The sequence below is a fragment of the Brevibacterium sp. HMSC063G07 genome (genome assembly GCF_001810665.1).
Lineage (GTDB): Bacteria > Actinomycetota > Actinomycetes > Actinomycetales > Brevibacteriaceae > Brevibacterium.
The window spans coordinates 83,750-97,845 of the sequence record NZ_KV802321.1 but is presented as its reverse complement, the minus strand read 5'-3'; the positions used below and the strand labels follow the sequence as shown (position 1 = coordinate 97,845).

The following is a 14,096-nucleotide window of genomic DNA, read 5'->3' as shown; positions in this document are numbered from 1 at the left end:
GTGATCATCCAGCCCAGTTCGGCATAGTCGGCTTGTCGACCCGACCTCGGCAGCAGTCGACGGCACAGGCACCGGAACCGCAGATCAGCGGACCTTCTTCCGTTACGGCCGGTGCGCTGACCTCCTCACCGCGAACCTGCGCCGCACGTTCCAGAATGAGATCGACGAGACCGCTGACGAACACCGGATCAGTGCCGACGGTTGCGGCTCGAACAAATGCGAGGCCGTGCTTTTCAGCAGTTTCCTTCGCTTCTGTGTCGAGGTCGTAGACGACCTCCATGTGGTCCGACACAAAGCCGATCGGAACCACGACAACACCGGTCACACCGTCTTCGGCGAGTTCGTCCATGCGGTCGTTGATGTCCGGCTGCGACCACGGAATGTGGGCGGGACCGGATTCCGAACAGAACACGAGCTCCTGCGGAAGCGGCTGTTCACCTCCCAGCTGTGATGCGACATAGTCCATGAGCTGCCGGTGCTGAGCTTCATAGCCGATCGTGCGGACTTCCGAGGCCGCCTGCATGGTGTCGGGAATTGAGTGCGTGACGTACAGAAGTCGATGCTTGTCAGGATCGAGGCCGCCGACTTTCTGTGCGAACTCGGCGAGGGCCTCGCGCACAATCTTCACCTGGGTGTCAGCAAAGCCCGGGTGGTTGTAGTACTGGCGGATCTTGTCGATCTCGACATCGGTTCCTTCGTCGGCGAGCGTTTGGCTGGCCTTGGCGAAGTCTTCGCGGTACTGGCGATCCGATGAGTAGCTGGAGTAGGCCGATGTTGTCACGGCGATGAACCGGGAGTCTCCCGCCTGGGCGCGCTCACGCAGGACGTCTTGAAGGTACGGGTCCCAGTTGCGGTTGCCCCACACCACGGGAGCGTCTATTCCGCGGGCGCGGACTTCCTTCTGCAGAGCTTCGAGCAGGGCGATGTTCTGTTCGTTGATCGGCGATTTGCCGCCGAAGGCGTAGTAGTGCTCACCCACCTCTTCGAGACGCTCTTCGGGGATGCCGCGACCGGCCGTGACGTTCTTGAGGAACGGAACGACTTCGTCAGCCTTGTTGGGTCCGCCGAAGGACATGAGGACGATCGAATCGAAGGGAGAAACCGAAGATGAGGTCATGTGCTGAGTCTACCGTGGCGCTTTCAGCGCTTGGCGGGTTGCCGCGGCTTGGCGACTCGCCGCGGCTGATCAGTCCATTCGGCGGCGCACCGTGAAACCATGGAACGGCTTAAGGAAGGTGTGATTCGAGTGACGGAACTGTCTTTTCACGCAGCCGATGCGTCCGGTGCGCTCGTTCTGCGCGATGCACAGGGAGGCGAATATCGGCTCCCCGTCGACGACGAACTTCTTGCCGCTGTACGCCGCCTGCGCACCCAGCAGGCGACCCGCACCTACGGCCGCGGCCAGCTGAGGCCCAAAGCCATTCAGGCGATGATCCGCTCCGGTATGACCGCAGAGGAAGTCGCAGATGCCACCGGCGGAGACCTCGACCATATCAGGGCCTTTGAGCAGCCTGTTCTGGCTGAGCGCCGCCACATCGCCCACAGTGCCGGCCAGAGTCCCGTCTACGAAGACGGCAGCCGTGATCACACTCCCCGCCCGCTGCGGGAGGTCGTCACGGAGCGTCTGGAGAAGCGCGGCGCTGACACCGACAACCTCGAGTGGGACGCGTGGAGGTCTGACGAGGGCGTGTGGAACGTCGAACTGGCGTTCAAAGTCCGAGGCACGCAGAAGACCGCGCGCTGGGAATACCGCGAGCGCAATGTCCACGCGGTCGATGACGATGCGCGCTGGCTGTCCGAAGCGGGGCCTGCTGATTCCGGCCCGATTCCCAACTTCGGCAGCCCCGACGAACGTGTTTTCAACTTCGAAGATCAAGATCGAACCCCGAAGTCCGCTGATCACCAGGCGGAAACCGGCAGAATTCTCGAAAGTCTGCGCCGACGCCGCGCCCGCACACAGGAAGCCGATGCGGCGCAGACGCCCACCGGCCTGCGCTCGGTGCCGACAATGCCGGAAACCGAACCCGACGGCGCGCACACGGCCCTGTCACGGCCGGAAGAAGCCGATGACGACTCCGTGCTCGCCGTGAACCCCCAGGGAGAGGAACCCGGTGACGCGCAGCCGTCGCTGCTGGACGAGCCGGGTGTTTTTGAAGGAGGAGACCCAGCCTCGGCTGCCGGGCACGATCACAAAGAGGCTAGGCGCGGGCGGTCTTCAGTCCCCAGCTGGGACGAGATCATGTTCGGCACGAAGCGCGACTGAGCTTGACAACACCTTTCAGCAGTGAACGCCGCAGGCCGGGTGCTCGCGGCGTTCACTGCTGTCTGCAGGCTTGTTTCTGCTGCGAGGCTACAGCCGCACGCGCAGATCCTCAGCTTCGACCCACCGCTGTTCGTGGGTCACCATGATGACAGCGCGATCGGTCAGGGTTGCCCGCAGGTCGCCCATGAGCGCTTCTGCGGTTTCGATGTCGAGGTGTGCGGTCGGTTCGTCAATGACAATCACATCAGCACCGGTCAGCAGGGTGCGGGCGATTGCGAGTCGGCCGCGCTGACCGCCGGAGAGGAATTCGCCGCCGGCGCCGATGACCGCGTCCAGGCCGCGTTCGCGCACGAGATCGTCCAGTCCCACTCGGCGCAGCGTCTCAAGCAGCTCGTCATCGCTTGGCCGGTCGTTGCGGTCGCGGGCAATGAGCAGATTCGCGCGCAGGCTCGAATTGAAGACGTGGGCTTCCTGCGGACACCAGGCGATTGTGCCTGCCAAGTCTTCCGGCCCGGCTTCGAGCAGATTCACCCCGTCTGCCGTGTACGTTCCCGTTTCAGGGTCAAGGAACCGCAGTATGACGGACACGAGCGTCGTTTTGCCCGAACCGGACGGCCCGGTGATCGTCGTCCAGCTGCCGCGGGCAATATCGGCGTCGACTCCGCTGAGAATCACCGGTCCGGTGGGCCAGGAGGCGCGAATGCCGCGCAGCTGCGCACTGCTAACCGAGCCCACGGGGTGGGGCATTCGGCCGTCACCCTCTTCCCCAGCACCGAGCTCCGGCACACGCTTCAGCACAGATGCCAGTGCCGGCCACTGCTGAACCGCCCGGAGGGAATCGAGGTAGGCGTCAATAAGGGCAAGGGGCACGAGCACGAGAATCGCCAGGGCTTCCGGCGAAATTGTGCCGGTGACAACCGCGGGACCGGCGATGATGAGCATCAGCGCACTCGAAGCTGACAGCAGGAACGTCACAATCGCCTCGCCGAGCCCTGACGACAGCAGGATCTGCTTCTCAAGGGCGCCCACCCGCTCGTCTTCGGCAATCACCTGATCAGCCGCTTCGCGGGCTTTGCCGTTGGCGATGAGATCCGTCTTCGCAGCAAGCAGTCGGGTGAGCTTGCCGAGCACACGAGCGCGGTGCTCCAGACGCTGCACACCGGCCCTGCGCTCTGCAATGAGCGCAGCGGCTGGGCCCGCAATGAGGGCAAGCACGAGAACTGCGCCCAGGGCCAGCGCCGCGGCGGGCAGGAATATCCAGAAGACCACGACGGCAGCCGCACCGATGATGAGTGCAACAATCGGCGGAACCACAACCCGCGGCGCTGAGTCGCGGATGTCATCGACATCAGAAACAAGCCTGCGCAGAGCGACATCGCTGCGGGCGACAGCGCGGTTGGCTGTTCCCTCGCGCGCAAAGATCTGCCACAGATGTCGGCGCACAGCGGCAAGCCTGCCCAGAATCGCCTGGTGCAGGTTGAGCTGGTGGGCGTAGGTGAGAACCGAACGACTCAGGCCGAAGAACCGGACCCCGACGATCGCCACGAGCAGATACATGATGGGCGGCTGAAAGGACGCATGAACAATGAGCCATGCGGAAACTGCCGTCAGTGCCGTTCCGGCTGCCACAGCGCCCACGGCCGACAGAACCCCCAGCCAAAAGCGCACTGTGGCAAAGCCAACCGCATCAGCAGCGCGCCTGAGCAGCTGCCACGTCGAAGCAGAGCGGATATCTTCTGCACTGCGGTCAAGGTCAGTGTGCCGCTGCGACTGGACCGGTTCGACTGCGGAAGAAGCCGCGCTGAAGCCTTGAGCCGCTTCGCCGATGTGCAGGCGCGTTCCCACTGCCATCAGCGCGGGATCGTGGCTTGCTGCGATGACCGAGCAGATCTCGCTGATTGTCTGCAGCTCCTGCCGGATGCGGGCTGCCGATGAGCCGTCGAGGTGAGCCGTCGGTTCGTCGACGATCAACAGCTGGGCACCTGAGTCCACCCGAGCAAAGGCGCGGGCCAAAGACAGTCTGCGTCCTTCCCCGGGGCTGAGAGCGTCGACGGCGGCAGAATCATCCACATGGAGAGCCGCGCGCTCTTTCAGGGCGGCGGTGTCAACATCATCACCGCCGAACAGGCGCAGCTCCTCGCCCACCGTCGAAGCGAAGAAGCGCGGACTCTGCGAGGCAAACGCAATCGAGTCCGGAACTCCCGCGAGGCTGCCCGTGACCGAGGTGCCCTCCCCCGGTCGCACAATGCCGGCCAGTACGCCCAGGAATGTTGACTTCCCGGCACCGGAAACCCCGGTCAGCACAGTCAGGCCGGAGCCGATCTCACCGGAGACCGGCGGCAGAGCAGCACAGTCCCCGTAAGCAGCCGACACCTCGGCAAAGCGGATTGGCCGTGCCGGAACATCAGCATCGTCACCGCGAGAGCCGAATACGACAGATGCTGGAGTGGCAAGCAGACTCCGAATCCTGTCGAACACTGCCAAGCCGTTTTCAGTGGAGTGAAATGCCGCCCCCAGCTGACGCAGAGGCAAGAACACCTCGGGAGCCAGCACCAGAGCGAACAGACCAGCACTGAGCTCCAGCGTGCCATTGACTAAGCGCACACCGATGAAAACGGCCACGAGAGCAACCGAGAGGGTTGAAATGAGCTCGAGAGCCAAGGCGGAAAGAAAAGCAACCTTCAGCGTCTGCATGGTGGTGCGCCGGTAGCTTTCGCTGATGCGCACAAGCGCCTCCGTCTGCGCGCGCACCCTCCCCAAGCCGACCAGCACCGGAAGGCCGCGCGCCAGTTCAACCAAATTGTCCGACAGACGGTCAAGAGACTTCAGCGCCTGCCCGACGCGCTCCTCTGTATAGCGGCCGATGAGGATCATGAACACCGGCACGAGCGGCAGGGTGATGACCAGCACGAGCGCCGAAACCCAATCAGCGAAGACAATGCGAACGATAACCGCAAACGGAATGACCGCAGACGCCGTCAGGGAGGGAAGAACACCCGTGAAATAGTCGTCGAGATCGTCCAGAGAGCGAGTAGCGGTCACAACGAGAGCGCCATCGTCAATATCAAGATCCCGACCGCCGGAACTCAGAGAACGACCGATGAGCTTCCGGCGCAGAGCCGTCTTGACGCCCACAGCGGCACGCGCCCCGGCGGCCCGCTGCGCCCACACGGCAGCCCCGCGCACCACAGCGCCCAGGACGCCCAGAAGAACAGCGAGCGAAACATCGCCGCCTGCCATAACCCCGGTGACGCCGCGGGCAGCGGCCTCGGCGATGAGCACAAGTCCCAGCGCCTTGGCCGCGGCCACACCCACAAGAACCCCAAGCGCCCGCCGGCCCGAGGGGACGGCGGACGCTGGAGCCCACGGTGAACTCACGCGTGGTGACTTGCTATCGCCACCGGCACGCTGTGTGCCGGAGGCAGGTGCTTTTCGTGAATCCGGCGGGCAAACACGCGATAGGAGTACACGGTGTAGCCCAGAACGATCGGCAGGAAGATCACCGTGACGATGAGCATCACGCCGAGCGTGTAATCCGACGAAGAAGCCGAAGTGACGGTCAGCGAGTGGGCGTCGTCGAGCGTCGACGGCAGCACTCGCGGATAGATGTTGACAAACAGGCTTGCCACACCGGCTGCGAGGAAGATGCCGTTGAACAGGAAAGCGCGCAGTTCGGTGTTCTCCCCGATGCTCACCCACGTAAGAACAGCCGCGATCACCGCGGCGCCGATGATCACAGCGCCGGCAATATTGCCGAACTTGAACTGGACGATGAGCACCCACACCGCGGCGAACAGCACCAGCAGCGGCAGGAGCTTTTTGGCGTGCGCCCGAGCCCGGACCCGCATTTCGCCGTGCGTCTTCAGGGCCGTGAACAGCAGACCCTGAAGGTAGGCGAAGCCGAGAATGGCCAGGCCGCCCACGATCGCGTAGACGTTGACCCACGCAAACGCCCCACCCACGTTGTCGCCGTTGTCATTGATCGGCATGCCGGTGGTCGTCAGCGCCAGCATCGCGCCGACGCAGAAAGCTGCAACGGCCGAGCCGAGCGACAGGAACCAAGTCCAGGTGTTGCGCCAGCGCTGCGAGTTGACTTTGCCGCGATACTCAATCGAAACAGCGCGCAGGATCAGTGCGAGCAGCGCGAGCGTCAGCGGCACGTACAGGGCGGAGAACAGCGAGGCGTACCACAGCGGGAACGCGGCGAACGTCGCACCGCCGGCGGTCAACAGCCACACCTGGTTGCCGTCCCAGACCGGTCCGAAGGAATTGAGCAGAACACGCTGTTCTTTTTCGCTCTTGGCAAAGGTCTTCATCATCATGGCCGCACCCAGGTCGAAGCCGTCGAGGATGAGGTACCCCGTCCACAGGACGGCGATGAGGATGAACCACAGAGTTGAAAGGGCTTCCACAGCGTCTCCTTAGTAGGCGAACGACAGGACGTCGTCGTCTTCGTGTTCGGCGCTCGGCTTGCGGCCCGAAGTTTCGAGTTCGGGCATAGCAGCCGCGACACCGCCGCGGGCGTACTTGATGATGAGGATGAATTCGACGACCATCAGACCGCCGTAGAGCAGGGTCAGGGCAACCAGGCTGAACAGCATGGCACCGGCTGACACGGACGGCGAGATCGCCGCTGCTGTGTAGAGCATGACCCCGTCAACGCCGTCCTCGCCCATGTTCGGTGCTACGACGAAGGGCTGTCGGCCCATTTCGGTGAACACCCAGCCTGCTGAGTTGGCGATGAACGGTGCCGCAATGCCCCACAGCGACAGATGTGCGAGGAACTTCGAGCTGGGCACGGTTCCCTTTCGAGTGGCGAACAGAGCGTACGCCGCAAAGAGCGCCCCGAGTGAGCCGAAGCCGATCATGAAGCGGAAGCCCCAGTAGGTGACGATCATCAGCGGCTGGTAGTCGACCTTCTGCCCCGCGTAGTCGCGGTACATGGGGTCATCCGGGATGACTCCGCCGAACTTCTCTTCGTATTCCGGAAGCAGCGTCTGCACGCCGGGGACTTCGTCGGTGAAGTTCGTGTGGACGAGGAACGACAGCAGACCCGGAACCTCGATGAGGGTCTTCGTGTCATCGCAGTGGTTCGAGTCGGGAATTCCGATAGTCAGCACCGAAAACGAGGTGCCGTCGGTGCAGGCGGCTTCCGCCGACGCCATTTTCATGGGCTGCTGCTCGTACATGAGCTTGGCCTGGATGTCACCGGTGATGGCAACCGCAGCAAAGGCGATGACGGCAGCCCAGCCGCCGATCCGCAGCGACTTGATCCACACGGCGTGGTCTTTCTTGTCGCGGCCGGGAACAGCGAGGTCTTCGCCCACGACGACACGGCCCTTCTCATCGACCGTGTCGATGCCGTCCTTGCGGCGCCGGTACAGGTGGTACCAGGCGATGCCCAGCATAAAAGCCGCACCGCAGGCCAGCGCACCGGCAAGAGTGTGAGTGTATGCGGCGATTGCCGTGTTGTTCGTGAGAACAGCCCAGATGTCGGTCATGACGGGACGGCCGTCGACCATCTCAACGCCGACCGGGTGCTGCATCCAGGAATTGGCGACGATGATGAAATACGCCGAGATCCATGCGCCGATGACAGCGCACCACAGGACCGTCAGGTGGGCTCGTTTGGACAGGCGCCCCCAGCCGAAGATCCACAGGCCGAGGAATGTCGACTCGAGGAAGAAGGCGATGAGCGCTTCCATGGCCAGAGGCGCACCGAAGACGTCGCCGACGAACTTCGAGTACTCCGACCAGGCCATGCCGAATTGGAATTCCTGGACGATGCCGGTGGCAACACCCATGATGAAGTTGACGAGGAACAGCTTGCCCCAGAACTTGGTTGCGCGCAGCCATTTTTCGTCACCGGTACGGGTGTACATCGTCTGGAGTATTGCAACCAGCAGACCCAAACCGAGGGTCAGGGGAACCATCCAGAAGTGATAGACCGTGGTGATGCCGAATTGCCACCTGCCGATGAGCACCGGATCCACAATCGCCTCCTATTCGGTTTGGTCCGCCAGGTATCCACGACGAACCGGTCAGTGATTTTGCGAAGCTCAGCCTACCGCCGGGGGTCGCTCTGTGAGCACGCTGAACATCCATGGTCACGGGTGTCTCAGAATTCAGACAGCCGTGCCGCTCAGGCGTCGATCTTCTCCGAATCCATGACGTCAGCGCCGGAGACGATGAATTCGCGCCGTGGTGCAACCTCGGAGCCCATGAGCAGATGGAACGTGGTCTCTGCCGCACCGGCATCGTCCATGGTCACCCGTCGCAGCAGCCGGTGCGCAGGATCCATTGTCGTCTCCGCCAGCTGGTCGGCATCCATTTCGCCCAGACCCTTGTAGCGCTGCGGGGACTTGTATGTCTTGCCGCGCCGGTCAAGCTTTTTCAGTTCCCGGTGAAGTTCTGCTTCGGAGTAGGTGTAGATGACATCATTGGCCTTGCCCCGATTGACAACCTCAATCCGGTGCAGCGGAGGCACCGCGGCGAACACCCGGCCGGCTTGAACGAGGGGGCGCATGTAGCGGAAGAACAGCGTCAGCAGCAGCGTGCGGATGTGAGCCCCATCGACATCGGCATCGGTCATGATGATGACCTTGCCGTACCGAGCGGCCTCCAGGTCAAAGCTGCGGCCCGAACCGGCCCCGATGACCTGAGTCAGCGCTGCACATTCAGCGTTCGCCAGCATGTCCGAGACACTCGCCTTCTGCACGTTGAGGATCTTTCCGCGAATGGGAAACAGCGCCTGATGCTCAGAGTTCCGCGCAGCCTTGGCCGTTCCCATTGCCGAATCACCCTCGACGATGAACAGCTCTGTGGCGGCAGGGTCACTGTTGCGGCAGTCGTAGAGCTTGGCGGGAAGAGCCGAGGACTCCAGCGCGTTCTTGCGGCGCTGATTATCACGGTGAGTACGCGCGGAGATGCGCGATTTCATTTCCGCAACGACCTTTTCCAGAAGCGCATTGGCCTGCGCTTTCTCCTGCCGCTTGCTTGCCGTAAGCCGGTCGGTCAGCCCTTCTTCTACGACTTTGCTCACGATCTGACGCACCGCGGGTGTGCCCAGAACCTCTTTTGTCTGTCCCTCAAACTGCGGTTCGGCCAGTTTGACTGTCACGACGGCCGTCAGCCCGGCTAAGACATCGTCCTTGTCGAGTTTGTCCTTGCCGACCTTGAGCTTGCGGGCATTGGCTTCGACAGCCTTGCGGACTGTCTTCACCAGACCGGCTTCAAAACCCGTCTGGTGAGTGCCGCCCTTCGGGGTGGAGATGATGTTGACGAAGCTCTTGATCCGGGTGTCGAAACCGGTCCCCCAGCGCACGGCTATGTCAACGTCGACTTCGCGGTCAACATCGGTTGACACCATATGTCCCGTCTCATCAAGAACCGGGACGGTTTCCGTGAAGTCGCCCTTGCCGCTGAATCGCCACACATCAGTGACCGCAGGGTCCAGAGCAAGGTGCTCTGCGAAAGCGGAGATCCCGCCGTCATAGCGGAACTCCTCCTTTCGGTGTTCTATGACCTCCCCGGCTTCGTCGCGCGCGACACCGCGTTCATCGACAATCGTGATCTTCAGACCCGGAACGAGGAACGCCGTCTGCCGTGCACGGTCAACGAGTTTGTCGTATTCGAAGTCAGCGTCCTTGAGGAAGATCTGCGGATCAGCCCAATAGCGAACCCGCGTACCGGTCACACCCCTTTTTGCCTTGCCTATGATCTCGAGCTTTTCGCCGGGTTTGTTCTCGGTGAATGGATTCTCCGGGCTGGCAGCGCCGTCATCGGCAAAACGTCCGGGCCGACCGCGGCGGAATGACAGACGGTGAACTTTGGAGGCGCGTGTGACTTCGACGTCCATTCGCTCCGACAGCGCATTGACGACAGCACCGCCGACTCCGTGCAGACCGCCGACTGCCGCATAGGAACCGCCACCGAATTTTCCGCCGGCGTGCAGCTTCGTCATGACCAGCTCAACACCGGTCAGACCCGATTTCGGTTCGACGTCGACGGGAATGCCGCGAGCCCGGTCGTCCACTGCAACCGAGCCGTCCGGGTAGAGAGTCACGGTGATCTCGTCGCCGTAGCCGGCCAGAGCCTCGTCAACGGAATTGTCGATGATCTCCCACAGGCAGTGCATGAGACCGCGCGAATCAGTGGAGCCGATGTACATACCGGGCCGCTTGCGGACCGCATCGAGCCCCTCCAACACCTGGAGCTGCTGTGCGCCGTACTCTGCCTTGGCCGCCACTTCCACGTCCTTTCCCTTCAGTGCCCTGCCATTGTAGGGTGCCGCATGCAAAAGCCTGCGGATTTGCCCGCCGCGCTGTCACGTTCGGTGTGTGCTTCAATGTTCCTATGCTTCTGCGCTCCCCCGCTCTTGCAGCCGCACTCTGCGCTGTGCTTCTGACCGGCTGTGCCGACAGCACGCCCGGTTCCGACACCTCGTCAGCACCGGCAGGCTCTAACAGAGCGCAGTCGAGCCCGACACCAGACGAAGACGCCCAAGCACTGGCGGGGACCACGATCGCGGTCGACCCCGGCCACAACGGCGGCAATATGAAGAACGCCTCCAAGATCTCCCGACAGGTCGATGACGGGCGAGGCGGCACAAAAGCGTGCAACACCACCGGAACCACCACATCAGACGGCTTCCCGGAACACGAGTTCGCCTGGAAGGTGGCCGAACACCTGCGCACCGCGCTCGAGGACAGCGGTGCGCGCGTCATCATGTCGCGCAAAGACGACAAGGGCATCGGGCCCTGCGTTGATGAGCGGGGCAAGTTCGCCGCCGAAGCGGACGTGCTCGTCAGCATCCACGCCAACGGCTCCGACAGCACAAAGCCCTTCGGCTTCGGCGCCGTCATCGCCCCGGACCGCAAGCACGCCGAGTCGAAGAAGCTCGCCGGCAGCCTCGTCAAGGGCCTGAAGGGCGCGGACTTCCGCGCTAACCCCAGCTACGGCAAAAACACCGTTATGGAGCGCAAAGACCTCGGCGGTCTCAATCACGCCACCGTCCCGGCCGTGCTGATGGAGCTTGGCGAAATGCGCAACCCGGAAGAATCGAAGATCATGAAGACCGACTCCGGACGCAAACGCTACGCAGATGGTCTCGTCGCGGGCCTTGCGGACTACTTCAAGGGTCGCGGCTGACCAATCGGAATGAACCTGCGACAATGACGGAGTGACTGACTACACTGCTCATTCTGCTCAGCCCGTCTGGTTGGAGCTCAGCTCTCCGCAGTCGGATGTTTCAACAGAGTTCTACAGCGAAATCTTCGACTGGGAGTTCAGCGGCGCAGGCCCCTTGGGTCTTGGCTCGCAGGCGCTGCTTCGGGGACGCGCGGCAGCCGGCATCAGCCCTCAGCCGCCGCAGGCTCCAGCAGGCCAGCCCGGATTCTGGTCTGTGTATTTTCGCGCCGAATCTCTCGACACTTTCCTCACCGCCGTCGATGCCGGCGGCGGTCAGGCGATGACTGTCGTGCCCGAATTCGACGGCGCCGCATCGGTAGCGCTCGTCTCAGACTCCGGCGGCACAGCATTCGGTGCGCTGACTTTTGACGATTCCCGCGGCTTGGGAACAGTGGGCGAAATCGGTGCGGCCGTCTACTTCGAACTGCACACCCACTCCCCTGGCAAGGCAGATTTCTATTCCGAGGTGTTCGGCTGGGCCAGGAGCACCGGCCCGTCGACTATTCAAGAAGAAGCCGACGTGTTCACAATGGCGGGCGATGTTGACTTGACCGCCGCGGTCGTCGACCTTTCCGGAACGCAGATCCCATCTCACTGGGAAGCGTTCTACATGGTCGAAGACGTTGATGTTTTTGCGCAGAAAGTGCCTGCGCTCGGGGGTGCGCTGCTGGTCGAGCCGACCGACACTCCGCGCGGGCAGATCGCAAAGTTCATCGACCCCCACAACGCGGCTTTCGGAGTCATCGAGCCGAACTGGCTGTAAAGCCCGTGCGGTCGCTGGCTTTCAACCTGCCGTTTTTCGCCAAAACATGAGGCTCGGCCCCGTCTGACGGGGCCGAGCCTCATGTTTCAGCGGCAGGGCTGCAGATCAGTCAAGGTAGTCGCGCAGCACCTGAGAGCGCGAGGGATGGCGCAGTTTGGCCATGGTCTTCGATTCGATCTGGCGGATGCGCTCACGGGTCACGCCGTAGACCTTGCCGATTTCGTCAAGCGTCTTCGGCTGGCCGTCGTTGAGCCCGAATCGCATGGAGACAACACCGGCTTCGCGTTCTGACAGGGTGTCGAGAACCGAATGGAGCTGTTCCTGCAGCAGGGTGAAGCTCACAGAGTCCGCCGGCACGACAGCTTCGGAATCTTCAATGAGGTCACCGAACTCAGAATCGCCGTCTTCGCCCAGCGGGGTGTGCAGTGAAATGGGTTCGCGGCCGTACTTCTGCACTTCGACGACTCGTTCGGGCGTCATGTCGAGTTCCTTGGCGAGCTCTTCCGGGGTGGGTTCGCGACCCAGGTCCTGCAGCATCTGACGCTGCACGCGGGCGAGCTTGTTGATGACTTCGACCATGTGCACGGGGATGCGGATGGTGCGCGCCTGGTCGGCCATGGCACGGGTGATCGCCTGGCGGATCCACCACGTGGCGTAGGTCGAGAACTTGAAGCCCTTCGTGTAGTCGAACTTCTCAACCGCGCGGATCAGACCGAGGTTGCCTTCCTGGATGAGGTCGAGGAAGAGCATGCCGCGGCCGGTGTAGCGTTTGGCCAGCGAAACAACCAGGCGGAGGTTGGCTTCGAGCAGGTGGTTCTTCGCAATGCGGCCGTCGTGGATGATCCACTTGTAGTCGCGCTGGTCGCGAGCTTCTTTGACTTCTCCGCTGTTGAGCAGGTGCTCGGCGTACATGCCTGCTTCAATGCGCTTGGCCAGATCGACTTCCTCCGCTGCGTTGAGCAGTGCCACACGGCCGATCTGTTTGAGGTAGTCCTTGACCGGGTCGGCTGTTGCGCCCGCGCTGACGACCTGCACTGTGGGCTGGTCGTCGTCATCAGCATCCGACACGACGAAGCCGCCTGCTTCTTTGACTTCCTCGTCTTTCTTCTCTTCTTCGGCGTTGCGGGTTTCCGTCGATTCGGCGTCGTCGGCTTCTTCCGGTTCCTCCGGGCTCTCGGGATTCTCCGGGCTTTCGACGTCCTCTACGAGGTCGTCGTCCTTCTTCTTGCGGGTCGGCCTTTCTGCCGCAGCCGCTGCAGCCGGCTTCTTGGCGGCTGTCTTCTTCGCGGTTGTCTTCTTAGGAGCTTCTTCGACTTCTACAGCTTCCGCTGCCGCGGATTTCTTAGCCGCGGCGGATTTGGCTGCCGTGGCCTTCTTCGTCGTGGTGGATTTGGCCGCAGTTGCAGACTTCTTGGCGGTGCTCGACTTAGCCGCGGTTGTCTTCTTCGTCGTCGTAGACTTCGCAGCGGTGGACTTCGCGGACGTCGTCTTCTTCGCAGCGGTCGTGGACTTAGCAGTCGTCGTCTTCTTCGCAGCACTCGTTTTGGCGGCCGCGGTGGACTTGGCGGCGGTTGTCTTCTTCGCAGCAGTCGCAGACTTCTTGGCAGTGCTCGACTTAGCCGCTGTCGTCGACTTTGCGGCTGTCTTCTTCGCAGCGGTGGACTTCGCGGCGGCAGCCTTTGTTCCCGTCGCCTTCGACTTCGCTGTCGTTGCGGTGCTCTTTTCAGCGGTGGTCTTGGACGCGGGCTTCTTCGCCGTCGTCTTCTTTGCAGCCGAGTCGTCTGCGCTGGTCTTCGTGGAGTCCTTGGATGCGGTCGGCACGGTTCACCTTTCACTGCGTCTGCGGTGCCCTGAGTCTTCATGGCACTAGTAAGACCCAAG

General features: G+C 62.5%; 9 protein-coding genes. 3 read left to right on the top strand and 6 right to left on the bottom strand.

Annotation, left to right across the window (positions count from 1 at the left end; genetic code table 11):
* Window positions 1-4: 4 nt before the first annotated feature.
* Window positions 5-1,117 carry a ferrochelatase gene (locus tag HMPREF2757_RS00450; RefSeq protein WP_070572351.1) on the bottom strand — a complete coding sequence of 371 codons (1,113 nt, stop codon included), beginning with the start codon at window positions 1,115-1,117 and terminating at the stop codon, window positions 5-7.
* A gap of 99 nt (window positions 1,118-1,216) precedes the next feature.
* Here HMPREF2757_RS00450 and sepH point away from each other — a divergent pair, with 99 nt between their 5' ends.
* Window positions 1,217-2,263 carry a septation protein SepH gene (sepH, locus tag HMPREF2757_RS00445; RefSeq protein ID WP_083304019.1) on the top strand — a complete coding sequence of 349 codons (1,047 nt, stop codon included), beginning with the start codon at window positions 1,217-1,219 and terminating at the stop codon, window positions 2,261-2,263.
* 87 nt (window positions 2,264-2,350) lie between these two features.
* On the opposite strand, the gene cydC is transcribed toward sepH, so the two are convergent.
* The 4 genes from cydC to HMPREF2757_RS00425 all read right to left on the bottom strand — a co-directional run bounded on the left by cydC (window position 2,351) and on the right by HMPREF2757_RS00425 (window position 10,517).
* Window positions 2,351-5,641, bottom strand: a complete 3,291-nt coding sequence (cydC, locus tag HMPREF2757_RS00440) for a thiol reductant ABC exporter subunit CydC (RefSeq protein ID WP_256278237.1) — start codon at window positions 5,639-5,641, stop codon at window positions 2,351-2,353.
* The gene (cydB, locus tag HMPREF2757_RS00435; protein ID WP_070572347.1) at window positions 5,638-6,675 is read right to left on the bottom strand and encodes a cytochrome d ubiquinol oxidase subunit II; all 1,038 of its coding nucleotides are present in this window, start codon (window positions 6,673-6,675) and stop codon (window positions 5,638-5,640) included. The genes cydC and cydB overlap by 4 nt, the downstream gene beginning before the upstream one ends.
* A gap of 9 nt (window positions 6,676-6,684) precedes the next feature.
* Window positions 6,685-8,256 carry a cytochrome ubiquinol oxidase subunit I gene (locus tag HMPREF2757_RS00430; protein ID WP_070572345.1) on the bottom strand — a complete coding sequence of 524 codons (1,572 nt, stop codon included), beginning with the start codon at window positions 8,254-8,256 and terminating at the stop codon, window positions 6,685-6,687.
* A gap of 149 nt (window positions 8,257-8,405) precedes the next feature.
* Entirely contained in the window at window positions 8,406-10,517 is a 2,112-nt protein-coding gene (locus HMPREF2757_RS00425) for a DNA gyrase/topoisomerase IV subunit B (protein ID WP_083304018.1), read from the bottom strand.
* A 101-nt stretch (window positions 10,518-10,618) separates the two neighbouring features.
* Between HMPREF2757_RS00425 and HMPREF2757_RS00420 the strand changes: the two genes are divergently transcribed.
* Window positions 10,619-11,413, top strand: coding sequence for an N-acetylmuramoyl-L-alanine amidase (locus HMPREF2757_RS00420; protein WP_070572976.1), 795 nt, complete (start codon window positions 10,619-10,621; stop codon window positions 11,411-11,413).
* A gap of 31 nt (window positions 11,414-11,444) precedes the next feature.
* Window positions 11,445-12,215 (top strand): VOC family protein, encoded by a 771-nt coding sequence (locus tag HMPREF2757_RS00415; RefSeq protein WP_070572343.1) that lies wholly within the window; start codon window positions 11,445-11,447, stop codon window positions 12,213-12,215.
* Between the two features lie 105 nt (window positions 12,216-12,320).
* Here the strand turns inward: HMPREF2757_RS00415 and HMPREF2757_RS00410 are convergent, their stop codons facing one another.
* Entirely contained in the window at window positions 12,321-14,036 is a 1,716-nt protein-coding gene (locus HMPREF2757_RS00410) for an RNA polymerase sigma factor (RefSeq protein ID WP_070572341.1), read from the bottom strand.
* Window positions 14,037-14,096 lie beyond the last annotated feature (60 nt).